We start from the raw sequence: 27,000 nt of genomic DNA on the forward strand, positions 1-27,000 counted from the left end.
TTTTTGTGAGAAAAATATGTCAAAACAAACAATTAGCGTTGGTTCAGCAGCGAACGATGGTACAGGCACACCAACTCGTACAGCATTTCAATATGTGAATGCGAATTTTACAGAACTTTATAATGCTGTAGGTGGTTCAAATGGCACGATTCCAAGTGCTATTCCTATTGTGAATGGTGGTACGGGTGCAACCACTGCGGCGGCAGCGAGAACAAATTTGGGGCTTGGTGATGCAGCTACAAAAACTGTAGGAACTGCAAGTGGCAACGTACTGCAAGTTGGGGCGTTTGGATTGGGTTCAAATACAGCAAATCCACAAATTATTGGGGAAAAAACTTTTGATGCATTTTTCACTGAAATGCATGGAAAGGGATCAGGGTTTTATCGCTCGGATGATGTGACGGGGGAGGCGGCGACTAGCACAACATCATCACGTGTATTGTATGCAGCAATGATGTATGCTAAATCTCAAGATACAGCTTTAGCCTTTTGGTCTGATCACTCAAATAGAAGAGTTGGTTATATGGTTCGACAAGGTACAGCAAGTGCTACAAGCTCACTCACAACTGGATTTCTAAGAACCTCAAATAATACATCTGTAGATGGTAACGGCTTTATTAAAGCCGCATCTCCAATTCTTCAGCTTTTTTCTGAAAAAATTGAACTCAATGATGAAGCGAAGCAGCAAGATATTACGTTTGAAAAACTTGATGTGGGCGATTATGTAATTAAAGGTTCAACAGGTTTTGCACAAGAAGGCTGGTATGTAGAGATGCCAAAAGATGCAAACGGTAATGTTCTTGTTGCTGTAGTTTATGAGCAGCTTGAAAATAATGATATTTCTGTCAAAACCTATAAAAAGAAATTTGATATTGAAACTGCTTCGATTGTTGCTGATTTAACACAGCCTGTAGATATTCCTGAAGGGCGTTGGATTGATTTACGACTTCAAGAGTTACCGCAAGGGGGGATTGATGAGCCTTAATAGTGATTTTCAGAAACTTTATGTTGATGGATTGATTACCCTTTATGAGTTAGATGCTAGTGCCTTAGGTGCTGGCATCTTACGTTTTCATGGGCATATTTCCTTTGCAGATTGGGAAAAAATTTATTCGACAGTTGATGCAAATATTAATCCTGATTCTCTCCAACCTACGGCTGATCAGCTTTTCGGCTCAGGCAGTGAAAAAGTTTGGTATCGAAATATCATTTGGCAAGGACAGACTTTTGAGCCGATGGCGCTTGAAGTATCCGGCTTAGAAATGCGCTCAGATGGTAAGGCTTCAGCACCAACACTTTCGATGGCAAACAATATCAATGGTATTCAAAATGCGGTCTCTGCATATTGTTTGCAATTTAATGATTTTGCAGGCGCAAAGCTTAAAGTTATCACCACACTTGCAAAGTATCTTGATGCTGAAAACTTTGGTTCAGGTAATCAAACTGCTGCAAATGAAGCAAAAGAACAGCTTTGGTATATTGAGCAAAAAACCTCTGAAAACCCGCAAGCAGTGACTTTTGAGCTTTCAAACCCCATTGATTTTGAGGGTTTGCGTATTCCAGTTCGACAGATTACATCGATGTGTCATTGGGCGACGATGGGAGATTATCGCGGTGAAGAATGTGGTTACACAGGTGTTGCAATGTTCACTGAAAAAGACGAGATAACAGACAACCCAGCATTAGACAAATGCAGTGGTCGGCTTACTTCATGCCGGCTGCGTTTCGGTGAAAACAAAGCGATTCCATTTGGTGGTTTTCCTGCTGCGAATTTATTGGGGTGATGTATGAAAATCACAGCTAAGCTAAAAAAAGCTATTCGATCTCATGCTGAAAAGTGTTTTCCACGTGAGTGCTGTGGCGTGGTTGTGAATGATCAATATATTGCATGTCGAAACATTGCTCAAAATGATCATCAGTTTGAAATCCATCATAAAGACTTAGCCAAAGCTGAAGATGTGGGGGAAATTCAAGCCTATGTACACTCACATCCCAATGCTTCAGCACAGGCATCTGATCTTGATTTACATCAAATAGAATTGCATGAAAAACCATGGGTGATTTGTGCTTATCCTGATCTTGAGTTTCAGATCTATGAGCCTTTCGGCTATAGGGCACCGCTTGTGGGGCGAAACTATCATCATGGTTGGCAAGACTGTTATTCAATCGTGCGTGATTTTTATCAGCGTGAATTGGGTATTCAGCTCATTGATTTTGAGCGTCAAGATCGTTGGTGGGAATCGGTAGAAAATGAATCACTGTATTTAGAGAACTTTTCCAAAGCAGGTTTTGTTGAAGTCAGTGATATGCAATATGGTGATGTACTTTTATGCAAAGTTGGACGTACTGAGCATGTGAATCATGCGGTAATTTGGCTCGGCGATAACGGAAAACTTAAATCTGAGCAGGCGGAACCGTGCATCGGGTCAGCTTTAATTTTACATCACCCATACGGACGCAAATCGGTGCGTGAAATCTTTGGCCAACAGTGGCAAGAACGTGTAGTTAAGGTGGTACGACATGCTCAAAACAATTAAATTGTATGGCATCTTAGCCAAGAAATTTGGTAAAGAATTTCAGCTTAATGTTGCAAACACACGTGAGGCAGTGCGTGCTTTATCTATACAAATACCTGGCTTTGAAAAGTTTATGTTACATGCACATGAACGTGGTTTAGAGTTTGCGGTTTTTCAGGATAAGCAAAATATCTCTGCAAAAGAATTGGATATGAATACAACTGCATCGGTCATTAAAATCGTGCCCCGCGTGATTGGTGCAGGTGGTAACAATGGGGTTTTGCAAACAATACTGGGTGCAGTGATGGTTGTGGTTGGTGCTGTTGCAATGGCATATGGCCAAGCATGGGGCGCAAATCTTGTTGGTGCTGGGATTGGTATGCTAATTGGTGGTGTAGCTCAAATGTTGATGCCAAAAGTCGACAATACACAAGATCAAAACAGCGATGGCAATAAAGCCAATTTTGGATTTGGTGGTGCGGTGACAACCGTCGCTCAGGGTAATCCAGTCCCGGTGTTACGTGGTCGGCGTGAGATCGGCGGCTTTATTGTGTCAGCAGGTCAATATCCTGAAGATTTAATGTAATTCAGTTTTTAGTTTTAGGCGCATTCAGCGCCTTTTTTATTGCTTAGGAAAAATTATGAGCGCAATGATCAAAGGCGAAAAAGCAGGTTCAAAAAAAGCAAGACAGGCTGTTGTTGCGCCCGATTCAGCACAATCTAAAACCTACATTAAAATTTTATATGGTTTATCAGAAGGAAAAATCAAAGGTTTAAGTCATGGCTTTCAATCGATTTATTTAGATGATACTCCGTTACATGATGCAAACGGCAACAGTAACTTTGAGAACATCACGGTTGATACTCGACTTGGCACGAATGACCAAGACTACATTGAAGGTTTTCCAGATATTTCATCTGAAACAGCGATTGGGGTAGAACTTAAATCAACATCCCCTTGGGTCAAAGCATTCACAAACTTAGACATGGATGCAGTTCGTGTACGTCTGAAATGGGGACCATTGCGTGAACAGAATCAAGAAAATGGTGATGTGAATGGCATTACGATCCAATATGCGATTGACGTTCAAACCGATGGGGGTACGTGGACTGAAGTTTTAAATACACAAGTAACTGATAAAACATCGGCGAACTATGAGCGTTCGCATCGCATTGACTTGCCTAAAGCATCTAAGGGTTGGCAGATCCGCGTGCGTCGTATCACACCAAATGCGACATCAGAATTTATCAGCGACAAAATGTATGTTGAAGCAGTCACGGAAGTGATTGATGCTAAGTTACGTTATCCCAATACAGCATTGCTTGGTTTGCAATATGATGCTGAAACATTCTCAAATGTTGCAAAAGTAGCAGTTGAATGTGATGGTATTGAAATTCTAGTGCCAACCAACTACAACCCTGAAACTCGACAATATCTAGGTTTGTGGAATGGCACATTTAAGCGTGCTTACACAAACAATCCAGCTTGGCATTTTTACGATGCATGTATTACAAAACGTTATGCTTTGGGTGATCGAATCAATTCATCTATGATTGATAAATGGTCGATTTATCGCCTTGCGCAGTACTGCGATCAACTTGTACCCGATGGCAGCGGCGGTGAAGAGCCACGTTTTACACTGAATGTTTATGAGCAATCACAAGAAGATGCTTGGACTGTACTATCAAAAATGGCGGGTGTATTTCGTGCTTTCATTTATTGGGATGGAAAGTCAATTGTTTGCGATGCAGATGTGCCGCAAGATACTTATTTTACATACACTTCCGCAAACGTCATTGATGGTTTATTTGAATACTCTGGCACACGTGCACGTGATCGACATACAGTTGCAAAAGTGGCATGGGATAACCCAAAAAATCGCTATAAAACAGAATACATTCCTGTACGTGATGAACCTGCAATTTCACGTCTCGGAATTCGTATTGCTGACATTTCGGCATGGGGTTGTACCTCAGAAGGACAAGCACAACGCGCAGGACTTTGGGCTTTAAAATCTGAGCAATATGAGACGCGTACAGTCACGTTTAAAGTCGGCTTAGATGGCTACATTCCGTTGCCAGGTAAAGTGATTGAAATTGCAGATCCGATTTTTGCAGGGCGTGCAAATGGTGGACGTATTTCAAAAGTCAGTACTGATTTAAGACAGATCACATTGGATCGTGACAATGTTGTGTGTAAAGCGGGTGATCGACTGGTTGTGAACGGTGAAGATGGTAAAGCACAGGCACGTGTCGTTCAGTCGATCAATGGTCGAATGGTGACTGTGGTTGCTGCATTTGATTCAGTTGCTCCGCAAAATGTGTGGGTCATTGATGCGCAAGATTTAGCAACGATGAAATTCCGTGTCGTATCGATCACACAAGATGAATCACATCAATTTACAATCACAGGACTGCAATACAATCCTGCTAAATATGATGCGATTGACTTCGGTGCAGTCATTGATGATCGTCCGATCACAATCATCACACCCACAGTTCAGGCACCTGTTGCTTCTGTTACTGTAAGTGCTGAGCACATGGTGCAGCAAGGTTTAACTGTTGCAACGATGTTGATCACATGGCCACAAGCACAAGCAGCCGTTAAATACTTGGTGGAGTGGCGTAAAGATGATGGATCGTGGATTAAATTACCATTAACAGGTAATAACTCAGTTGAAGTACAGGGCATTTATTCAGGCAATTATCAGGCACGTGTCACAGCAATTTCTGCTTTTGATGTCAGTTCTTTACCGACTTATTCTGCTTTGACTGAACTCAAAGGAAAAGCCGGACAGCCACCCAAATTGGCTTTCATTAAAGCCACAGGTACGATGTTTGGGATGAAAGTTGAGTGGGGATTTCCTGTGGTGGGTGCCCTTGATACTGCTCATACTGAAATTGAGGTGTCCACAACATCAAATGGTGCAAATGCTTCTGTTCAGGGATTATTTGCGTATCCGACGACAAGTACACAAATTCAAGGCTTAGCGGCAAATGTTACGCTTTGGTATCGAGGTCGTTTGATTGATCGAATCGGAAATATGGGTGATTGGTCGGATTGGACCAATGGGACTTCAACAGCACAAGTATCTGATATTTTAGATGCTCTGTCTGGGCAAATCACTGAAAGCCAACTACATAAGGACTTAACGACCAAAATTGATAAGATCGATACCATTGCAGGTTTAGATGGTGACATTGGAAATCTGATTGACAAGATTACCGAAGTTGAATCTGAAGTTAATGCAACAAATACTGCATTAAATAAAGAAACTCAAGACCGCATTAACGCAGTCAAAAATACCAGTGATAGTTTAACTCAGGAGATCATAGATCGAACCAAAGCAGATGCAGCAGAAGCTTTGGCAAGAACAGATGCGATCAATAAGGAAGTAAAGGATCGTCAAACTGCAATTAACACAGTCACAAGTAGTGTTGATAAAGAAGTGACTGATCGTATTTCAGCGGTAAAAACTGTGCAAGATGGCTTAACTGTTGAGATTCAAGATAGAAAAGCGGGTGATAGTGCTATTTTGAATGTTGTTGAAACATACAAGAAAAGTACGGATACATCAGTTGCAGCAGTACAGCAATCCGTTGAAGTTGTTGCGCGTGATTTATCTGCGACAGCCACTAAAACAGATGCTGTATATGCAATTACAATGCCGGCAACTGCTGACGCAACAGCACCTACAGCGGATAGTAGTGTGATTGCTGTATCTTGGACAATTCAATCCGCCATGGCAGATGCCGATTCAGCTTTAAGTCAGCGTATTGATGTCAATCTAGCGAAAATTGGTGAAAACTCTGCATTAATACAGTCTGAAACAACAGCACGCATTAATGCAGATTCTGCGATTGGTCAGCGTATTGATACATTGAACGCATCATTTAATGAAAATCAGGCGAGTATTCAACAAGAGTTAAAAGTTTTGTCTGATACAGACAAGTCACAAACTCAAGCGCTGAATACTTACATTTCATCAAATGATCAAGCCATGGCTTCGGTAGTCAGTGATATTAAAACGGTCACAGATAAGTCGAATGCTAATGCATCCAATATCAGCGGTTTAGATACTCGCTTAAAAGTGGCTGAAACAGATTCAGGAAAAGCACTTGAAAATAGTGCATCCGCTTTAACAACAGCAAATACTGCTGTATCAAAAGCAGATAGCGCTGCAAGTATTGCCAATCAAGCAACTGCTACTGCAAATGCAGCAAAAGGTACAGCAGATACAGCAATTTCAAATTCAGCTACTGCACTGAGTAAAGCAACTGCAGCTGCGGATCAGTCGAGTGCCAATGCTAAAGACATTACATCAATTAATACTCAACTTACTAATAAAGCCAGTGCAGGTGCTCTGTCTGAATTACAAGCAGATGTGAAAGAAATTGATGGGGTGGTGACTGCCAATGCACAAAAGTTAGATGGTGTTTATGCACAAGTTTCACCTGTTACTGCGGATTCAACTGAGCTGACAGTTGATAGTTCTTCAAATCAAGCTGGTGCTTGGACACTACAATCAGCTTTTGCTGAGGGTGATCTAGCCTTAAGTCAACGTATTGATACTGTGTCTGCTTCAGTCATTGATAACAAAGCACTGATTCAACAAGAAGTTACTGCACGTGCAGATGGGGATAGCGCAAATGCTCAGGCATTAAACTTGTATAAAGCGAGCAATGATTTAGCGCTTGCCGCTGTATCTGAAAAAGTAAATGTGGTGACGACTGATAATGCTGCCAATGCCTCAAAAATTACAGCACTAGATAGTCGATTAGTCGTTGCGGAATCAGATGCTAGCACTGCAAAAACTAATGCCGCAACTGCGATGAGTAAAGCTGAAACAGCAGTGGCACAATCAAGTGCAAATGCATCAAAAATTGATTCATTAGTTGTTGATTTGGCAGGCAAAGCGAGTGCTGGTGCTTTAGATTCTGTGAAAACAGATGTGAAAAATCAAGGAGATCAAATCACAGCAAATACAGAGCGCTTGAATGGCGTTTATGCAAAAGTTACACCAGTAACTTCCGATACAACTAAATTAACGGCTGATAGTGGAACTGTAGATGCGGCATCTTGGACATTGCAAAGTGCTTTTGCTGAAAGTGATTTAGCTTTAAGTCAGCGCCTTGATATTACGCAAGCGCAAGTGAATGACAATAAAGCTGCAATTGTGACTGAGCAAACAGCACGAGTTGATGCAGATTCAGCCATTGGTCAGCGTATTGATGTTGTGCAGTCTGATTTTCAAAACAATAAATCTGTTGTTGAGAGTCAGATCAAGACCCTATCAGATGCGCAATCAGCACAGTCGAGTCGAATTGATACAGTTCAAGCATCTACTGCAACAGCTCAAACGACTGCAAATGATGCGTTATCCAAAGCGAATACAGCAAATACCAATCTTGCGACTGTGCAAACCAAAGTTGATGCGGTCACAACTGCACAATCTGCTACGGCTTCAAAAGTTGATACGATTCAGTCAACTGTGAATGGAAATACAGCAAGTATTCAAGCTCAACAAACATCAATCAATGGCTTGACTGCACGGGCAACATTGAGGTTGCAATCAGGTAATTTGATTGGTGGTGTGGGTATTGAAAATGATAGCAAAACTGTTGATTTCATCATCCAGGCCAATAAGTTTGCAATTGGTGCACCCAGTGGCGTTTCAGGTGTTTCTAATGCTTATGCATTTATTTATCAATCAACAGCTTACACTTTGCCGAACGGTACGATTATCCCAAAAGGTCTTTATTTGGATGATGCATACATTGGATCAATCAATGCTAATAAAATTCACGCTGATAGCTTAAGTGCAATCAGTGCGAAACTTGGCACGATTTACTCCGATAACTATGTGCAAAACAAATCAGGTTGGGCAATTAGCAGTAAAACGGGAACATTTGAAATGAATAGCTCAACAAGTCAAAGTCAAACACAAGTGTCTGGTAATGGTTTAAGAGTGATTGATAGGAATGGTGTTGTGCGAATTGAAATCGGAGAGTGGTAATGCTGAGGATTAGAGATGAGCAAGGACGTTTAGTGCTTGATGATCAAATGTTGGTTGGGAGGTATTTAACAAGTTTGGAAATCGCTTGGAATGATAAAAGTGAACATCAGGTGGTACATGAAGGCTTTTCGAAAGGAAAGCCTTTTTTTCAGATCTACAATCCGAATTCGCATTACTTAAATTGTTATAGCTCAGTTTTTGGTAATCACTCATATATTGATATTCAATTTTCAGGAAATACAGCTGTATGCAAGCAAATTTTTGCAGATGGCGTGGGGGATTCATTTGTCGATATGAAGAAAAACATTGTGATCTATTTTGGAATTTATTGATGGCGATTAAGTTTTTTATTAAATCAAAAAATGGCAATGCTTTGATTGATGACACATATCGAACTCTTTCATTAACTTCGGTAAGAACAATAGCACAAAGCAATAACATTGAAATTAAGCGTAATAGCTTTTCAGTTTTGGCTTTGTCATGTCAAACCGAAGGCGTGATGATGCTTGGTGCAAGTTATGCAAATGGTTTTTCTTGGAAGTCACTCGATCACTATACAACCAAAGGTGAGCTGAAAATTTATGAGTTTAGTGATGTTGAAGTTTTAAGAGATCCTGTTGGCATCAATATTCGAAACTCGCTTGGTGTTCTTGTTTTTTCATCAAAATTAAAGCCACTGCGGGTTGTACATCATCAAAGTGGTGTGATTAAAGATGTTTGGCAAGATGAGGTTTTATATGAAGCCAATCTTGATCCTTCTCGAAAATATGCAGTTGTTTTAGGAAATCTACCATTTAGTTTGTCTGTTAGTCGTGATGTGGTGTATGCGCGAGCCTTGACAATCACGACACAAGATAACGGTTATACAAAAGTGCAATTTAAACAATTTAGCTATGAAGCACAAACCGGTGCAGTCCGAGGAAATATTGCTGTTTCAGGTTTTTACAGCTTTCAGATTATTGATGTCACAACCTATTAAGAGGTCATATGAATGCAATTTTATTAAATGAGCAAAGCAGATTGATGCGTGAAATGATGATATATGCAATGAAAGACAGTATGAGTCATTCGTATTTCACAACAAGCTGTAAAATTTTTTATTTGAATTTAAGTGATGTATTTCTACATTGTAGTTATATGAATTTTTAATAGCTATCGAGAGGTGGCTTTTTTATTGTCAATAATAAGGAAAAATCAATATCAAAAACTCCTGTTGCAATAGGTAATGAGCAATTATGGGAAAGCCTAGTTCGTTAAAGCAGCCTTGCACCAAATGGTGAAGTTGTTCAAATAGATGTTTGAGTTTTTAAAATATTATTTATAATCATGTTTTTATTTTCAATATGATTTTTAAATATGGGGTGTATTTTGAAAAATAAAATTATTTATTTAGTATCAGCATTCATGTTGAGTGGAAGTGTTTTTGCAAATACAGATCCTCAGATTCAGTTATTGAAAGAAATTTATCAGCAAGGTAAAAAATTGGAAAAAGGAGATGAGTTATTAGCTTTGTATTATGATAAGAGTTTAGAGCAGGCTCAAAACAATTTAAGAGAAGGTAGATGGCAAGATTGTGGTCAAGCTTGGCAGGATCAAATGTGGCAAAGCCAAGATCCGGAATATCGTCAAAAACCTTCTTTTCAAAAAGTAGGACAAAACCTTGTGAAAGTAACACTAGCTCCTTATGGTGAATTCTATAAAGAGAAGAAAGTGACTTATAGAGTTGATTGCCAGGGAAATAGATGCAAAATCTCAGATATCATTGATGGGGATGGCTCACTCAAAAAAGCATTACTTAATCAATGTAGATGAGCTTGAACCTAAGTAAAAAATTGAAACACACCACCTTCGGGTGGTTTTTTATTGCCAAAAATTAGGGGGCATACGTGAATGAGCCAAGCGCATCACTTTGGAAAAAGTTAAATGAAGTATCAGATCGACTGCAGAGAGTATCAGAGCAGTTGGTGGAAACTAATGCAATTAATAAAGGGTATCACCAGGCACTTGATCAGCAACGAGTAAAAGTGGAACTGCTTGAGCAGCAAAACCATAAAGCACAGGGTGCGATTGCGATGTTGAAGTGGGGGCTTGGTGTGGTGCTGACTGTTGCATTGTCTGGTGGCACATGGACCATCAATTCAATTAATCAACTTAAACAAGATATGGCGATTATGCAAAGCCATCGAGAGGATAATAAATGAAATTAATCAATGAAAACCCATGGCAATACCTAAGCGTGAAGCTCCCAATGTTGGGAGCTTTTTTTATGCTTGTTGTTTTGGTTTTACAATGGGCTTTAGACTACAAAATTATAGATGGTGATACTGCTGCTATTGTTGCGAGCACTATAATCCCCGCTTTGACTTGGCTTGGTCGCAAGATTGCACAGCCAAATTTACACAATGTAAATCAATTTGTCACAGTGACAGCTGGGCACTCAAATGTAGATCCAGGAGCAGTGAATGGAAAATTTAAAGAAGCTGAATTGGTTGCAAAGTTCCGTAATGCTGTTGCTCATTATTTAAGTGAAGCAGGCATTGCAATCAAAACTGATGGTATCGGTTCTGATAACCATAATCTGAATACAGCAATCAAATTGATCAAAGGCTCTGATGTTGCTGTTGAATTTCACATGAATGCAGCAAGCAACAAGGCAGCTTACGGTATTGAAACTATTGCACTAGCAAAGGATAAGAAATTAGCACAAGACTTATCAAAAGTTGTGGCCAAAGCATTTAATTCAAAACTTCGTGGTGATGATGGGTGGATTGATCAGTCACAATCAGCGCGTGGAAAGCTTGGATTTATTAGTAATGGTGGCTTAATCGTTGAGCTCGGTTTTATCTCAAATGAAGCTGAGCTAAAAATGTTTAATGAAAAGTACTGGTTAGCTGCACGTGATGTTGCAGATGTCTTGATTCATCATGTGAAATAATACCGTTATATATAGTTTTTAAGATCATAGACTGTTAAATTAAGTTATTGGGTAAGAGATGATTTTACCCAATATTTTTTGACTCTTTAACACATTAATAAAATCAATAGGTTATAGACATGATTTAAAACTTGGGTATTTTGATATTTTAAGTTTTAACTCACTGTTATATCTTTAATTTTACTATATTATTACTGTTCACTGCCATGTAGGCAGCTTAGAAAATACAGCCAAAAGTTATATCGGTTAGTGGCTTGTTCACTGCCATGTAGGCAGCTTAGAAATAAATATCTTTATAAATTTTATACTTCAAGTGGTTCACTGCCATGTAGGCAGCTTAGAAAATCGCGAATATCTAGACCATGTGTCATAGATGGTTCACTGCCATGTAGGCAGCTTAGAAATAAGCCATAATATTCCTGTGCCATGTCCGTTTGTTCACTGCCATGTAGGCAGCTTAGAAAACCCACTGTTTGAGCATGTGTAAGCGTAGGCGGTTCACTGCCATGTAGGCAGCTTAGAAAACCTTCATATTTTTTACTAACATTAATAGCATGTTCACTGCCATGTAGGCAGCTTAGAAATCAACGTATAGAAACAATGGTTAAAACTGCACGTTCACTGCCATGTAGGCAGCTTAGAAATGCGAGCCCTCGGCGACCAAAAACGCCTTGGCGTTCACTGCCATGTAGGCAGCTTAGAAACACTCCAATTCCAAAGACTAGCTTCTTTGAATGTTCACTGCCATGTAGGCAGCTTAGAAAGGTGAAGCTAAGGCTCAATTTGTTGAATCTGAGTTCACTGCCATGTAGGCAGCTTAGAAAGTCTGACTTTTCAAGCTCAACTTTATTTTGTTGTTCACTGCCATGTAGGCAGCTTAGAAAATTACTTAATTCCTCGCTTGCCATTAAATTGTGTTCACTGCCATGTAGGCAGCTTAGAAAAAGGTCTAAACAAGTGATAATGTTGTCCAATAGTTCACTGCCATGTAGGCAGCTTAGAAAATCGGGAGAATAACCAAAACCCTTATTTTTTAGTTCACTGCCATGTAGGCAGCTTAGAAATGCAGCAAATGCCAACATTTCGGTACCGAGAGGTTCACTGCCATGTAGGCAGCTTAGAAATTTATCTATTTTAGACTGAATAAAATCATTTTTGTTCACTGCCATGTAGGCAGCTTAGAAAAAATAGGTTATGACCTTGAAGAAATTTTGTTGGTTCACTGCCATGTAGGCAGCTTAGAAAGTGCAAGATGCATTAAATACGGGTGTGCTGTATGTTCACTGCCGTATAAGCAGCTTAGAAACATGTAATCAGATATCTTAAAGTGAGTGCAATGAAGGTGAGTGAGATTTGAAATTAAAATATCTATGTTTGTTCTGTATAACTTGTTTTATAAGTTGCACACTTTGATATTATTTACTTCTTTTAGTATTAATAGATAAAACCCAATGCTGTTTTTGGCAACGCTCACATATTTCATTAATTTTTTTAATTAAACGAGTATTTCCACAGAACATACAGGAATAAAACCTTTCTGGGTAATAATCAATAGTTTGTTTATATTCATTTGGAAAAATTGGAAGCCCCCATTTTACTTCACTATCATGAAATGGAATCAAGCTTAAGCAACCCTCGGTTTCTAATAATGCAATTTTTATCTGCCCTAGATGCTCAACTTGCTGTTGGCGCATTTCAGAAAAAAACTCATCATAAGAATATTTTTCATTTTTAATACCCTCTAAAACCAACATACCATCTTGAACAATATACATAGGCTTGCCTTCTAGCAAACTTTCTATTTTTTTTGATTTCATTGTTAAATAAGTTGTACATCGGTACAGTACTAGAATACTAACAAAAACAGTAAGAGCTTGTATAAGAGGAAGATCTTCTGTAAACATTGGATCACCAGCAATTGATCCTAAACATAAGATAATAGCAATTTCGAAAATCGAAAGTTGTCTTACGCCACGCTTACCAGAAAACCTTAAAAAGATAATAATCATCAGATACATGATGATACATCTTAAAATGATTTCAAGAATAAAGCTAAATGATGAATCGTGAATAAAAATTCTAAACAGTTCCATTATTAAAATTCTTATATAAATAACTATAGTTTACTCTAATTGGGAGTATAATTTCTTTATCAGTTTTATAATCAAAGCTGATAATTAGAAAAGATCAACTCCAGCCTAACTTCTTCCCATAAAAACATTAAAAAAACTATTGCAAATTTGAGTCAACGAGATTTTATTTATCATCAATAATAAAATTGCTACATAGATCTAATCTATTCATGCTTTTTGCATTTTAGAATTTTATAGATCCCAGATCAAAATTTTCTATGGTCAAAGTAGTAGATAATTGTGCTATATTTATTGGGCTATCAGACCGATTTAGAAGTAACTCTAAGTCGGTTTTCTGCTATTTATAACTGTGGATAACTTTTGATTTACGCCAATAGTTCGCCAAATTATTTTAAGTTATTGTATTTTATTGTTAAAATTAACATGCCAAATGTTGGCGATAAAATCACTGTAAACATCACTACTGAAGCCTCTGTACCTGCGGCAGTTGCTAAATAAGATAAAGCCTTATTTTTGTTGTAAATTAAAGCATTCAATTTTGAGTGCTTTTTTTGTATCGGTGTAAAATATGCTAGACAATGATTTTTGACTGTTTTATTTTTTAGATTGTATGGAAGAGTCAGCTTTTAAATACTTTTATTTAGTATTTAATAAGCATTAAATATATTCAGGGATGGTTTGTATGAATTTAAAAGTTACTGCGTTGGCGGTATTTTTGCTTATGCCATTATTAGATGGTTGTGTTGCAAATCAAATGGTGACTGCCAAGGAGCAATTAACACCAAGTCAACGATTATCTGCTCAGGCTTGGCTAACCACAGCTGCAAAAGATCAGAATACCCAGAATGTTGCATTAACAGATGCCCGTGCTAAAAACTTTGTCGGTTATGCGTATTTTAAAAATGATGGTACTTTTAAAATGTATAATTTAGATGATACACCAAAAATGCAAGGGACGTGGTCAGTATCTGAAGATGGTAAAACCCGTACCATTACTGCGATGAATGCGGAAGGGAAAGTGTTCTTTACCCGTGTCGTCGATATTGTGACTCTAAATGCAAAAGAATTTACCTACCGTGTTAAAGCACAAGATGGGACTTTTGTAGATATTGTGCATCTGCCAACACAGCATCTGCAACCAAAGTAACTATTCGATTATAAGCGATATAAAAGAGCCCGTTTTTTAATAAAAATGGGCTCTTTTACCTGTAATTAAGTCAACTGATTATAAAAATTTGTCAATACTTGTGGGGATTTTTGTTCAAGTTCTGGCGCATATTGTTCATTGTCAAAACGTAAATGTGGGATATCAAATCCTGCTTTCCGTAGTTCACACGTATGCCCAATCAGCCATTTCTCCATGCTGTCAGCAGCCACTTCGACATGAAACTGTAGTGCTAAAATATTAGTACCCACTCTAAATGCCTGATTTGGATATATTTCAGAGCTTGCTAATAATTCTGCATGCTCAGGTAAGTCAAATGTATCACCATGCCAATGGAGGACTTTAGTTTCACCTAAAACATAGAGTGGGTTATTTTTTACATCATTGATCTGTAATGAACTCCAACCAATCTCTTTTTGAGGTCCAGCATAGACCTTAGCCCCCAAAGCATGTGCAATGAGTTGAGCGCCTAAACAAATGCCGAGCGTAGGTAGGTTTTTACTTAAGCGTTGTTTTAAATATTCAATTTCATCTTTTAAAAAAGGGTAGTCTTCAGTTTCATACACACCGATTGGACCACCTAAAATAATGGTCAGACCTTCAAATTCGAGTGCTTGCTTGAGGTCATCTACACCCGCTTCAAAATAACGAATACGATAGCCCAATTCATAAAACGTATCTTCAAGAATACCTAAATCCTCAAAAGCTAAATGTTGGATGGCATAAATCGTTTTATTAGGAAAATTATTGTGCGTCATAATCTGTAATCGAATTCAATTTTGAAATACTGTAGCAAAAGACTTTATAAAAATAAAAGTAATTTCCCAGATTGAAAGTAGTCTTTGAGTTACATTGATCGAAATAAAAAAGCAAAATTCGGTTATATTTTATTTGCTCATATAGGTCTAGGTGTTTAATTTTTATGATTTATTTGCTGTTTTAATGCTAAATTAATCATATGCTTACTCGATGCTAAGATGGCTTCTTTGGTCTCAAGATCTATTATACTTCGCGCCAATAAAATTGCACCAACCAATTGAGACATAAAGCCCCAAGCCAGCTGTTCATCGCCCAAGTGTTCAACAAAAAGTTGATAGCCACGCATAAGTTCTTGTTGATAGACCAGTTTGATATCCGTTTCAGCACGAGCAACTTCTGCGGCAAGTGCAGGTAAAATACAACCTTGCGCAGGTTGGTCTACATGGTGTTGTGATAAATAGCGCTCAAGTTCAAAATCAACCCATGCTCCAACTTCATAATGTGGATTTTTTTGCCACAGGTGAATACTGCGTTGTAATTCATTTTCCACCAAAGCTTTAAATAATTCATTTTTTGAGGAAAAATGAGAATAAAAAGCACCACTGGTGGCACCTGACGCTTTCATAAAGCTGTCGACACCTGTAGCATTAAAGCCATTTTTTTTAGCCAATTGTCCACTTTTTGCTAAAAGTTCCTGACGTTTTTCTTGTTTATAGCCTGTTTTATAACGCATAAAGCTCCATCAATATTTTTCTTGACGCTGTCGAAAAACTATAACATAGTGATCGTTATAGTAACGATCGTTATTTTATAAAAATATGCATAAGGGAAAATAAATGTCTAGTTGGAAAACACAGGGAAAAAAAGTGGCATTGGTGATCGGTGCTGGCGATGCTACAGGTGGTGAAATTGCCAAACGCTTTGCTCTAGGTGGTTATATTGCATGTATGACACGCCGTAATTCCGATAAACTACAACCATTGATTGAAGAAATTGAAGCACAAGGTGGTATAGCTTACGGTTTTGGATCAGACGCACGCAAAGAAGAAGAGGTTATTCAACTCATTGAAAAAATAGAGACTGAGATTGGTGCAATTGATGTGATGGTCTTCAATATTGGGGCAAATGTTCCGTGTAGTATATTGGAAGAAACTGCCCGTAAATATTTTAAAATTTGGGAAATGGCGTGTTTTGCTGCATTTTTAGTCGGCAGAGAAGTGGCTAAACGCATGGTGACGCGACAACAAGGTACCATTATTTTTACGGGTGCGACCGCAGGAATGCGCGGTTCTGCTTATTTTGCAGCTTTTGCGGGGGCAAAACATGCTTTACGTGCTTTGGCACAAAGTATGGCACGAGAGTTAGGACCACAAAATATTCATGTCGCGCATGTCGTTGTGGATGGTGCGATTGATACTGATTTCATAAAAAATAATTTTCCTGAAATGTATGCCAAAAAAGACCAAGATGGTATTTTAAATCCTAAGCATATTGCTGAAAATTATTGGCATATTGCCCAGCAACCGAGAGATGCTTGGACGCATGAGTTGGATTTACGCCCTTGGATTGAACAGTGGTAAGTTGAATACAATATCCTATTATTTATATAGTGACTAATAAAAAGTAAGTTAATCGTTGAAGGATGAGCAAAGAATGAAAATGATTGAATTTTATTTTGATGTTGGGAGTCCATATAGTTATGTGGGCTTTCACCAAATTCAAAAAATTGCTGATCAATATCAAGCGAAAATCATTTGGAAGCCTATTTTGTTAGGTGCTGTTTTTAAAGCGACAGGTAATAATAGCCCAATGGCTGTACCCGCCAAAGCACGCTATTCATTGTTAGATTTAAAACGGTGGGCAAAACTTTGGAATATTCCTGTCAAAATGAATCCAAATTTTCCCATTAACACCTTAAATGCTATGCGTTTAATTACAGCAACGCAGCTTTTTGCACCAGAACAGTTTTTGACTGTTTTAGAAGGTGTTTTTAAAGCAATGTTTGGTGAGCCACGTAATTTAAATGAGTGGAGTGGATTGCTACAAGTTGCTCAAGATGCTGGTTTAGAGGCTGAACAAGTCGAAGCGTGGCTAAATGACGAAAAAGTTAAAAATGAACTTAAGTTTTTAACCGAAGAAGCTGTGAATCGTGGTGTATTTGGTGCACCGACATGGTTTGTGAATGATGAAATGTTTTGGGGGATAGATCATTTGCACTTTGTGGAAAGTGTTTTACAAACTCTTTAAGCCAATAAGTTCAGATCTATTGAAAATTCCGCATTTATTTCCCTAAGTGAGGAATTTTTGTATTTTTAAATTTTCTTAAACATGCTTAAAATAAATACTGAAAATTAAAATGATTTTGTATTTCAAAATAATGTGAATGAAAAATGAATGATCTAATTAAAATTGCAATCGTTGGTGTAGGCGGTCGAATGGGGCATCATTTGCTACAAACTATTTATGCATCTGGTTATCTAGGTGCAGCAATTGCACGTTCAGGAAGTTTTATTGTTGGGCAAGATGCTGGAGAATTTTCTGGTTTAGGGCAGATTGGTTTAAAGATTATCGATGATTTACAGCAAGTTATTGATGATGTTGATGTCGTAATTGATTTTTCAACTTTAGCTTCAACACTGAAGCATATTCAAATTTGTGAACAAAGTGGAACACCTATTGTTATTGGTACAACAGGTTTTAATGCAGAACAATTAGGGGTTATTCAAAAAGCATCAAAAAAAATTGCGATTGTTCTCTCCGCTAATTATTCAGTAGGTGTCTATGTTTCTGTAAAATTAGTAGAGTTAGCAACTAAAATACTCCAAAAATCAGTCGATATTGAAGTCTTAGAAGTACACCATCGGCATAAAATAGATGCACCATCAGGAACAGCACTGATGTATGGTGATGTTATTACACAAGTTTTAAACCATGATTTAGCAGATGTTGCTGTATATGGACGTGAAGGTATTACTGGTGCGCGTAAACAAAAAACAATAGGCTTCTCTACAGTTCGTGGTGGAGATATTGTGGGTGAACATACGGTGATGTTCTTGGGAAATGGTGAACAGTTAGAAATTTCTCATAAAGCAATGAATCGAAAACACTTTTCAAATGGGGCATTACAAGCTGCTTTGTGGTTGATTCAGCAAAAACCAGATTTATACGATATGAATGATGTTTTACGTTAAGTGAATATAACTGAGGGCTATATTCCTTTTCATTACAAAGAATGAGTGATAATTAAAAGATCAAAAATGGATGAAAATATGCAAAAGCTTGCAATGTTACAGCAGCAAATTTGTGAGAAATATTACTCTAAATGTAATCCTATAAAGCCAAATGAAATGGTTGCGATTGCTTTACAGACGCTCGGTCAGCAACCTATAAATGGATCTCGTGTGATCCTGCGTGAGGGAGAAATGATTTCATGGTTTATTTTTTGTGGTGAATACTCAGAGGCAGTTGATTTTTATCAACCCATGCATGCATCGCATTTGGATCAATATTTACCTCAAGTGATACCATATCTTGCTCTTGATCATGGTTTTAATTTTATTATTGATGATGACGGTTATGAAGATGTGTCGTGTGAAATGACAGAAAAAAATTAATATCTATCTTTTTGATCTTTGTGGATGTAATACAAGATTTTAAAATATAAAAAATTTCGTTTATTTTGGATTTAAATTTTGTTTGATTAAAAATTAAAGCGAACCAAAGTCCGCTTTAATTACTTGAAATCTATATTTTAACTTAGAAGAAGCCCATTGCTTTGGTTGAGTAGCTTACAAGTAAGTTTTTGGTTTGTTGATAATGATCAAGCATCATTTTATGGTTTTCACGCCCAATACCAGACTTTTTATAACCGCCAAATGCTGCATGTGCAGGGTAGATGTGATAGCAGTTTGTCCAAACGCGACCAGCTTGAATCGCACGACCTGCACGATAAGACGTATGCGCTGAACGAGACCAAACACCAGCACCTAAACCATACATTGTGTCATTGGCGATACGAATTGCATCGTCATAATCTTTAAATGTGGTTACAGACAAAACGGGTCCAAAAATTTCTTCTTGGAAAATTTTCATGCTGTTGTCGCCTTTAAAAATGGTCGGTTCAATATAGAAACCTTGACCCACTTCTTGACGATCGCCACCACCTGTGAGGATTTGCGCGCCTTCAGCACGACCTGTTGCAATACAACCCAAGATCTTGTCTTGTTGCTCTTGCGATGCTTGTGCACCAATCATGGTATCGGTATCTAAAGGATGACCAGTTTTAATACGTTTAACACGTTCAACTGCCATTTCTAAGAATTGATCTGCGATGCTTTCTTGAATCAATGCACGTGAAGGGCATGTACACACTTCACCTTGGTTCAAGGCAAACATGGCAAAACCTTCTAAAGCTTTATCAAGATAATCATCTTCTTTATCCATGACGTCTTCAAAGAAGATATTTGGTGATTTACCACCCAGTTCAAGTGTCACTGGAATGATATTCTCAGTGGCATATTGCATGATCATTTGCCCCACTGCTGTTGAACCTGTAAATGCAATTTTTGCAATACGTGGATTGGTTGCAAGTGGGCGACCAACTTCAACACCATAACCATTAACAATGTTTAAGACACCAGCAGGTAAGATATCCTGAATCAGTTCAGCTAAAACTAAGATACTTGCAGGAGTTTGTTCAGCAGGCTTGAGTACAATACAATTTCCCGCAGCTAAAGCAGGTGCAAGTTTCCATGCTGCCATTAAAATAGGGAAGTTCCATGGAATAATTTGCCCAACAACACCTAAAGGCTCATGGAAGTGATAAGCAATCGTATCTTCGTCAATTTCAGAAATACCGCCTTCTTGTGCGCGTAGGCAACCCGCAAAATAACGGAAATGGTCAATACACAGTGGAATATCTGCTGCCAGTGTTTCACGAATCGGTTTGCCATTTTCCCAAGTTTCAGCAACAGCAAGAAGTTCTAAATTTTCTTCTAAACGATCTGCAATTTTTAATAGAATATTTGAACGTGTCGTTGGTGAGCTGCTGTTCCATTGTGCTTTGGCTGCATGTGCAGCATCAAGTGCGAGTTCAATATCTTCAGCAGAAGAACGCGGGACTTTGGTAAAAGCTTGACCATCGACAGGTGAAATATTTTCAAAATATTCACCTTTTACTGGTGCAACCCATTTGCCGCCAATAAAGTTTTCATATTGAGTTTTAAAGTGAACTTTTGAACCTTCAGTATTTGGATTTGCATAGCGCATAAGAATTTCCCTTTACTTATTTTAACATTGCATGGATGACGATTTTTTTCATCCGTTCTTTTGGTTGATTTGAGATTAAGAAATATAAGGTTGGAAAAAGGTTGGCATTAAAAAAATGATATTTGGCTTATGCTTTAAATTTTGGTCGTATTTTATTTTTAATCAAGACATTTAAAAATGAGATCGGTGTTAAATTGATTTACGCTTTGGTATTAAATGTCTTGACCATGACTGAGTATTTTGCGAACAATAGATTGAAGGTTCAACAAAAGTAAAATGGCACGTTATACGTTAATCATCACATGGATGTAAAAGGGTGTTGAATATGCAAAGTTTAATGCAAAAGCGTCAACAAATTGAAAAATTTAGACAAAGTAGTAGTTTATCTTTGTATCAAGCTGATCAATTAGGGCAAAGTATTGCAAGTTCTTGGCAGCGTTCTAAACAGGCAGCAATTCCTGTTGATCGAGAAGCTGCGCCGTTACAAATTCAAAAACAGAAAAATGAAACAAATAAAAGCAGTTTAGATGTTGCACTTGCAGCGTGTAGTGAAGAATTGAAACATATTGCTGAACAATCGTCTATGGTGATTGCAGTGGGGGATATTGGTAGCACCATTGTATGGTCAGCAGCCAGTGGTAAGATGCGCAGTGCTGCCGAAAAAGTTCATTTTGTAGAAGGTGGGCAGTGGCGTGAAGATTTGGTTGGCACCAATGCTTTGGCTTTATCGTTAAAAACACAACAGTCGAGTTGCGTATTTTCCAATGAACATTATATGAGCTCTATCCATGATTGGGTTTGTTATGCAGCGCCCGTGATCGACCCCTATTCGAAAAATGTTTTGGGTGTTATCGACCTTTCTACAACATGGAGTAATCATAATAGTTTGGGTTTGTTGGCAGCTGAACGTTGTGCCTCTATTTTGCAATCTGCACTATTAAATTATCAGCAACAACATTTATTTATCCGTGCTTTTACCATCCCTCAAGTGTTGTTTAACGGTAAAATTGTGGTCTTAACACCTCGTCAGATTGAAATCTTAACGATTTTGGCATTGTGCCCACAAGGATTAAACTTAGAAGGTTTGCATCAAGCGTTGTATGGTGAACGTAAAGTCAGTATGGGGACTTTAAAAGCAGAGATGTCACAGCTACGTGAAATTTTAGGCGGAATGTTGGGTTCACGTCCTTATCGTTTATTGGCGCAAGTTGAGGCAGATTTTTTACAAGTCGAGCGTGCTTTAGATGCAGGCTATACTGAGTCAGCATTAAAGTTATGTCGAGGCGTTTTTTTAGCAAAAACCGAAAGCCCTTTTTTATGTGCATGGCGTGATTGTTTAGAGTCACGTTTGAGTGAAGCCATTTTTAAAGCCAACGAGGCTGATGTTTTATTAAAACATTTGGCACATTTTCCTGAAGCGATTGATGCAGTAGAACGTTTAATTGAACTTACACCATTGGGGCATCCAGCACATCAGATGTTATTAAAATATAGAGAAGAACATTAACCATGATTATTTTAGATCATTTAAACTAATACAAAATGAAGAAGCTGTTTTACACAGCTTCTTTCAGCATTGATTTAGTCACACTCAAGCTTGAATCTCATCCTATTTTTTGTTTCAGCCATTGAAATAAGCTTTCATAGACTTGAATGCGTACCGGTGATGCTGACAGCACTAAATCATGTAATCCATTCTTAATTGTAATGACAGTGACATCACCTTGTAATTTATTTGCGTATTTTTCAATGTCTTTCACGTCTAAAATAATGTCACTGGTTTTAGCAGCTCGATTCATACGTTTAGGAGCTTTGGTTTGGTGCGAATGCATCACAAGTGTTGGAATATCGATTTTTGCACCTGCATGAATTTCTTTTTGTGCTTCAAAAATGGCATGTACAAAACTTAAATACACTTTAGGATATTTTGTCGGTTTCCATGTCAGGTTGAAGTCCCATTCTCCAGACAAGTCTTTGTGTAAACTTGGGACATAATTTTTATTTAATTCACTTGGGAATTTCAAATTTGGGAATTTTTGTCCTAGCTTACTTAAACGAGGCAGTGCTAATTTTTTCTTTAAAATATTCATATTAAAGTCATAAAATGGACTGTTACACCATAAAGCTTTAATCGTTGGATGGTCTAAGTGGTGTGCAGCAAAAAGCGTGGCAATCAGCCCACCTGTGGAATGTCCTGCCAAGACTACACTTTCATGCTGTTCCGATGCAATAATATCGAGGGCTTGATGGATTTCGGCATCGTATTCATTTAAGTTTTTTACATAATAATATTTCTGATGCGGACGATATGAGCGCCCATATTTTCTAAGATCAAGCGCATAAAAATCATAGCCATGTTGATTAAACTGCTCAGCCATTTCCTTTTGAAAAAAATAGTCAATAAAACCATGAATATATAAAACAGCTTTGTTGGTTTGTTGAGCAGCTTTCTTACGAATCAGCGTCGCAACCACTTTGCCTTGATCATCATCAGGAAAATCTAAAGTGACTTGTTCAAAGCCTGTACCGAGAATGTCAGGCATATAATTTAAAGTTTGTGAGTTCAACATTTTTACTGACATCCAATTTGTGAGCTATGAATGATCATAAAACGTTTTGGTTGAATGGTGAAGTTTTTACAAGTTGAATATGTTTGATTTTTGAGTTTACTGTTTTTATTGAATATTCATCGCAATAAAAAAAGGGAATATCTATCAAGATATTCCCAAGGCTAGCCAAAATAAAGCAAAAAGGGAGAGTGTTACATTGCCGCCTCAAAAATACCAATAACCTGTGCATCTGTTGCTTTACGTGGGTTGGTCAACATACATGCGTCTTTTTGTGCATTTGCTGTCATCACGGCATGATCTTCGGCTTTGACCCCAAGTTCTGCTAAACCAGACGGAATACCAATTGATGCTGATAATTCACGAATTGCCGTAATTGCAGCATTCGCGGCTTCAGTTTGTGTTAAACCATGCGTATTGATACCCATTAGTTGTGCAATTTTTGCGTAGCGATCTGGGCAAGCAATTAAGTTAAATTCACAGACATGAGGCAGTAAGATTGCATTACAAACGCCATGTGGAAGGTTGTAGAAACCGCCCAATTGATGCGCCATGGCATGCACATAGCCAAGAGAGGCGTTATTAAAGGCCATGCCTGCGAGATATTGTGCATACGCCATAGCATCACGTGCTTCAATATTTTCACCGTTTGCAACCGCAGGACGTAACCATTCACTGATCATGGTAATGGCTTTTTCAGCACATGCGTCTGTAATTGGATTTGCTGCTGTAGATACATAGGCTTCAACGGCGTGTGTTAATGCATCCATCCCTGTTGCAGCAGTCAAAGCCGCAGGTTTTGCAATCATCAGTTTAGGATCATCAATAGCAACGAGTGGTGTACAACGCCAGTCGACAATTGCCATTTTAACATGGGTATCTGTATTGGTAATAATACAGAAACGGGTCATTTCAGATGCTGTACCTGCGGTTGTATTAATGGCCACTAACGGCGTCATAGGTACTTTACTTTGGTCAATCCCTTCATAATCACGGATATGTCCACCACCTGCTGTGACTAAGCCAATCCCTTTCGCGCAGTCATGCGATGAGCCGCCACCTAAAGAAACAATAAAGTCACAGCCGTTTTCATTATATTCATTCACACCATTGTGAACGTTAACATCTGTAGGATTGGGTTCTGCGCCTGGGAAAACATGGCTGTCTACGCCAGCATCTTTTAAGTAATTAACAATAATGTCGGCAACGCCAAATTTAAATAAACCGGCATCAGTCACGATAAGTGCTTTTTTAGCACCTAAATTTTGTGCTTTTATACCGACTTCTTTGGCACAGCCGGGTCCAAATAATGAAACACAAGGAATATAAAAGCCGTTTGTTTGATCTGCAATATTTTTAAAAGCCATGGTGCGATTCCTTCTACCATTTTGTTATTAATCATCCAACAGGTGATGATCACCTTAAGAATGAGTATTGTCTAAGCACAGGTGTTTTTATACCTACGAAACACCTACCAAATAAAAATAAATAGAATTAATGATTTAGTTTTAATTTACGAAGTGTTTAGATGAAATAATGAAAAGTTTTTCATAAAAAATAAAATTGAAAATAGAACAAATCTTTAAAATAGAAGGCTTATAATGGGTTTGTATAGGGGAATACTTGAGTTGAGAAACAGATCCATATGTTGCCATTTGATGATCAACAGCATATACCTCCACATCAGTGGACAGCACAACAATTATTAAAAATTGCGCCTGTATTGTTCTCTATTTTTCAAGAACAATGGCGTTATTTACAACATATTCATGCACAGAATATGCTGCAAATTGATGAGAAAAATAAGCGGATCTCTATAGCAAATGGTTTGTTGATAATTGATTTTAATCAAGAAAGTGAAATGTTGCAGTTACATGTACAAGATGCACTTGCTGTAGAAAAAATTTCAAAATTTATTTTACAAGACATGATATTTTTTACAGGCAATCGTTTAGCACAGCATCCGACAACAGTAAAAACCAATGTGCAAGTGTTGCGTCAAATCTTGATGGAGCAAGCTTTTCAATGGGTCGATGCTGAAAATCGTATAGAACAATTTATTTACAATATTTCAGTACCAGATGCAGTATTGATTGATCAGTTATTGATACAGCAACATTATTATGATCAGCCACATTTAACTGCATTTGCAGAACATGGGGTACAAGTCCCTTTAGAGGTTGAGTTAAATATCAAACATTTATGTTTGGTAAACTCCATAAAAGGTGAACAATTTATTGCTGTAAATGAGCTCATTTCAAGCTATGAGGAGTTATGCTTTTCTGCACAACAATTTTTACCTCAAGACATTTATTGTTTAGTGCAATGTTTTTATCCTGAACAATTTAGTTTGATGAATCTGATTGATCATCAACAAGATTTTCAGTTATTACGACAACATGCCATTGAAAAACCGCATGTGCTTGCTTATGCAAAATTGATGCATCGAGGCTATTGGCAATATCAGGATTTACTGGATAAAAAACACTTTTTAGATGCAAAAAGTCTGTATTGGGATGATTCACAACTCGCACGGTTACCTGTGTTTTATCAAAGCAAAGCAGTCAATTGGATTTTCAAACAAAAGCTTGAGTTGAATTTATGGCTCAGCCAAGTGATTCAAAGCCCAAATGTACGTGTTGCAGTTACGGCATTGAGCTTTTTAGATTGTAGTCATATACATCCACAAGTCATTTTACTGACCTTAAAATATTTTGAAAATATTGCAGGACGTTTATTTTTGTCCGACTGCCGTCATTTATCGCTTGAGCAACAGTGGTTCTTAAATCCTGAAAATCAAAAATATCGTTTAAATGAAAGTCGGGAACATTTAGATCAAAAAAATGCTATTAGTGCTTCGATGTTATATATCGAAGAGTGGCTAGAATTAGTGCATATTCTTTCAAAAAATGATCCCAAATTATTGAAAAAATGTTATGTGAAACTCAGCCGAGTAATGCAAGCCTATATGTTGTTTTTACAACATATTATTTCGACTTTACCGACAGAATTATGGGATTTTATTGATCCTAAAACGCATCAACAACATGATTTTTTTAAGGCTTTAAAACAGTCTAAAACAGAAGTCATCGCGTTCCGACAATATTTTAAATATCATTTTACACAGCAGCAGCGTTCGATCAGTGTGTTTGATTCTTATGTAGCAGACTATTTACTGGATCATTTTGCACAGCAGCGTTTTGTAAATAAGAATTTGACTTGGCAAGGTTTATTTCAGCAAGCATATGAATGGCATCAGCAACTTGAATTTGATAGCACTTTAAATTATCTAAAAAGTAGAATTGAAACTGAAAGTTGGCAAGCGATTTCACCTGAGCCGATCATTTATTTTGAAGGTTGGTGCTTTGAAGAATTACATGAGTTAGAGCGCGTCATTCAAGAGTCTGTCGACTATAAACATTGTTTAGCACATTCATATACTGAGCGTATGTTGGCACAAGAATATGTCGCTTTTCACATTTATCCAGAGCAACATCCTACACAATGTTTGACGTTGGGCTGTGTGTACAAAGATGATCAATTGTATTTTGATCAGTTAAAATACCCAAGCAATCGTGCAGCAGACGAAAGTTGTCTGAATAAAGTCTATGCTTTTATTGCTGAATTTAATTTGATGCTACGTAAACGGCGGGTTGATGAGCGGATTTTGGCATAAAAAC

23 protein-coding genes, 1 pseudogene and 1 CRISPR repeat array are annotated in these 27,000 nt (G+C 37.8%); of the genes and pseudogenes, 18 read left to right on the forward strand and 6 right to left on the reverse strand.

The window, feature by feature from the left end:
* The first annotated feature begins 16 nt into the window (after positions 1-16).
* The 10 genes from HX129_RS07360 (at position 17) to HX129_RS07405 (ending at position 11,468) form a co-directional block, all read left to right on the forward strand.
* Positions 17-985, forward strand: a complete 969-nt coding sequence (locus tag HX129_RS07360; protein WP_286434740.1) for a phage tail fiber protein — start codon at positions 17-19, stop codon at positions 983-985.
* Positions 975-1,784 (forward strand): phage minor tail protein L, encoded by an 810-nt coding sequence (locus HX129_RS07365; RefSeq protein ID WP_286436129.1) that lies wholly within the window; start codon positions 975-977, stop codon positions 1,782-1,784. Before HX129_RS07360 ends, HX129_RS07365 begins: the two co-directional genes overlap by 11 nt.
* Positions 1,785-1,787: 3 nt before the next feature.
* On the forward strand, positions 1,788-2,537 hold the full coding sequence (locus tag HX129_RS07370) for a C40 family peptidase (protein ID WP_286436130.1): 750 nt from the start codon (positions 1,788-1,790) through the stop codon (positions 2,535-2,537).
* Positions 2,521-3,102, forward strand: a complete 582-nt coding sequence (locus tag HX129_RS07375) for a tail assembly protein (protein ID WP_180046636.1) — start codon at positions 2,521-2,523, stop codon at positions 3,100-3,102. The genes HX129_RS07370 and HX129_RS07375 overlap by 17 nt, the downstream gene beginning before the upstream one ends.
* Positions 3,103-3,157: 55 nt before the next feature.
* Entirely contained in the window at positions 3,158-8,533 is a 5,376-nt protein-coding gene (gene gpJ, locus HX129_RS07380; RefSeq protein WP_286436131.1) for a TipJ family phage tail tip protein, read from the forward strand.
* Complete coding sequence (locus HX129_RS07385; protein ID WP_286436132.1) at positions 8,533-8,865, forward strand: hypothetical protein; 333 nt, start codon at positions 8,533-8,535, stop codon at positions 8,863-8,865. Before gpJ ends, HX129_RS07385 begins: the two co-directional genes overlap by 1 nt.
* Positions 8,865-9,512 (forward strand): hypothetical protein, encoded by a 648-nt coding sequence (locus HX129_RS07390; RefSeq protein WP_111859387.1) that lies wholly within the window; start codon positions 8,865-8,867, stop codon positions 9,510-9,512. The genes HX129_RS07385 and HX129_RS07390 overlap by 1 nt, the downstream gene beginning before the upstream one ends.
* Positions 9,513-9,901: 389 nt before the next feature.
* On the forward strand, positions 9,902-10,345 hold the full coding sequence (locus HX129_RS07395; RefSeq protein ID WP_130075249.1) for a hypothetical protein: 444 nt from the start codon (positions 9,902-9,904) through the stop codon (positions 10,343-10,345).
* Positions 10,346-10,419: 74 nt separating this feature from the next.
* The gene (locus HX129_RS07400) at positions 10,420-10,734 is read left to right on the forward strand and encodes a hypothetical protein (RefSeq protein ID WP_180045154.1); all 315 of its coding nucleotides are present in this window, start codon (positions 10,420-10,422) and stop codon (positions 10,732-10,734) included.
* Positions 10,731-11,468, forward strand: coding sequence for an N-acetylmuramoyl-L-alanine amidase (locus tag HX129_RS07405; RefSeq protein ID WP_286436133.1), 738 nt, complete (start codon positions 10,731-10,733; stop codon positions 11,466-11,468). The genes HX129_RS07400 and HX129_RS07405 overlap by 4 nt, the downstream gene beginning before the upstream one ends.
* Before the next feature lie 196 nt (positions 11,469-11,664).
* A CRISPR array of direct repeats spans positions 11,665-12,774; the repeat unit is 28 nt; unit sequence GTTCACTGCCATGTAGGCAGCTTAGAAA.
* A gap of 109 nt (positions 12,775-12,883) precedes the next feature.
* On the opposite strand, the gene HX129_RS07410 is transcribed toward HX129_RS07405, so the two are convergent.
* Entirely contained in the window at positions 12,884-13,561 is a 678-nt protein-coding gene (locus HX129_RS07410) for a DUF421 domain-containing protein (RefSeq protein WP_286436134.1), read from the reverse strand.
* Between the two features lie 420 nt (positions 13,562-13,981).
* Here HX129_RS07410 and HX129_RS17780 point away from each other — a divergent pair.
* A pseudogene (locus tag HX129_RS17780) lies at positions 13,982-14,059 on the forward strand (YceI family protein); the annotation flags it as partial.
* A 184-nt stretch (positions 14,060-14,243) separates the two neighbouring features.
* Positions 14,244-14,708 (forward strand): DUF4822 domain-containing protein, encoded by a 465-nt coding sequence (locus tag HX129_RS07420; protein WP_213072969.1) that lies wholly within the window; start codon positions 14,244-14,246, stop codon positions 14,706-14,708.
* A gap of 65 nt (positions 14,709-14,773) precedes the next feature.
* Here the strand turns inward: HX129_RS07420 and HX129_RS07425 are convergent, their stop codons facing one another.
* Positions 14,774-15,484 (reverse strand): glutamine amidotransferase, encoded by a 711-nt coding sequence (locus tag HX129_RS07425; RefSeq protein WP_130075203.1) that lies wholly within the window; start codon positions 15,482-15,484, stop codon positions 14,774-14,776.
* A 155-nt stretch (positions 15,485-15,639) separates the two neighbouring features.
* Positions 15,640-16,218, reverse strand: a complete 579-nt coding sequence (locus tag HX129_RS07430) for a TetR/AcrR family transcriptional regulator (protein WP_286435115.1) — start codon at positions 16,216-16,218, stop codon at positions 15,640-15,642.
* Between the two features lie 103 nt (positions 16,219-16,321).
* On the opposite strand from HX129_RS07430, the gene HX129_RS07435 reads away from it, so the two are divergent.
* The 4 genes from HX129_RS07435 (at position 16,322) to HX129_RS07450 (ending at position 19,099) form a co-directional block, all read left to right on the forward strand.
* Positions 16,322-17,065 carry an SDR family oxidoreductase gene (locus HX129_RS07435; protein ID WP_286435114.1) on the forward strand — a complete coding sequence of 248 codons (744 nt, stop codon included), beginning with the start codon at positions 16,322-16,324 and terminating at the stop codon, positions 17,063-17,065.
* A gap of 73 nt (positions 17,066-17,138) precedes the next feature.
* Positions 17,139-17,732: a 2-hydroxychromene-2-carboxylate isomerase gene (locus HX129_RS07440; protein ID WP_286435113.1), complete on the forward strand. Its 594-nt coding sequence runs from the start codon at positions 17,139-17,141 to the stop codon at positions 17,730-17,732.
* Between the two features lie 143 nt (positions 17,733-17,875).
* Positions 17,876-18,676, forward strand: coding sequence for a 4-hydroxy-tetrahydrodipicolinate reductase (gene dapB, locus HX129_RS07445; RefSeq protein ID WP_286435112.1), 801 nt, complete (start codon positions 17,876-17,878; stop codon positions 18,674-18,676).
* Between the two features lie 66 nt (positions 18,677-18,742).
* Complete coding sequence (locus tag HX129_RS07450; RefSeq protein ID WP_286435111.1) at positions 18,743-19,099, forward strand: immunity protein Imm33 domain-containing protein; 357 nt, start codon at positions 18,743-18,745, stop codon at positions 19,097-19,099.
* A 142-nt stretch (positions 19,100-19,241) separates the two neighbouring features.
* Here the strand turns inward: HX129_RS07450 and exaC are convergent, their stop codons facing one another.
* Positions 19,242-20,753: an acetaldehyde dehydrogenase ExaC gene (gene exaC, locus HX129_RS07455; protein ID WP_286435110.1), complete on the reverse strand. Its 1,512-nt coding sequence runs from the start codon at positions 20,751-20,753 to the stop codon at positions 19,242-19,244.
* A gap of 325 nt (positions 20,754-21,078) precedes the next feature.
* On the opposite strand from exaC, the gene HX129_RS07460 reads away from it, so the two are divergent.
* Entirely contained in the window at positions 21,079-22,260 is a 1,182-nt protein-coding gene (locus HX129_RS07460) for an AfsR/SARP family transcriptional regulator (protein ID WP_502872654.1), read from the forward strand.
* A gap of 97 nt (positions 22,261-22,357) precedes the next feature.
* Here HX129_RS07460 and HX129_RS07465 read toward each other — a convergent pair whose 3' ends face one another.
* Both HX129_RS07465 and mdh read right to left on the reverse strand, forming a co-directional pair.
* Positions 22,358-23,323 carry an alpha/beta hydrolase gene (locus HX129_RS07465; protein WP_286435108.1) on the reverse strand — a complete coding sequence of 322 codons (966 nt, stop codon included), beginning with the start codon at positions 23,321-23,323 and terminating at the stop codon, positions 22,358-22,360.
* A 191-nt stretch (positions 23,324-23,514) separates the two neighbouring features.
* Positions 23,515-24,687 (reverse strand): iron-dependent methanol dehydrogenase, encoded by a 1,173-nt coding sequence (gene mdh, locus HX129_RS07470; RefSeq protein WP_130075196.1) that lies wholly within the window; start codon positions 24,685-24,687, stop codon positions 23,515-23,517.
* Positions 24,688-24,965: 278 nt separating this feature from the next.
* Between mdh and HX129_RS07475 the strand changes: the two genes are divergently transcribed.
* Positions 24,966-26,996 (forward strand): hypothetical protein, encoded by a 2,031-nt coding sequence (locus HX129_RS07475; RefSeq protein ID WP_286435107.1) that lies wholly within the window; start codon positions 24,966-24,968, stop codon positions 26,994-26,996.
* The last annotated feature ends 4 nt before the right edge of the window (positions 26,997-27,000 follow it).

It is taken from the genome of Acinetobacter sp. 251-1, assembly GCF_030329305.1.
GTDB lineage: Bacteria > Pseudomonadota > Gammaproteobacteria > Pseudomonadales > Moraxellaceae > Acinetobacter > Acinetobacter piscicola_A.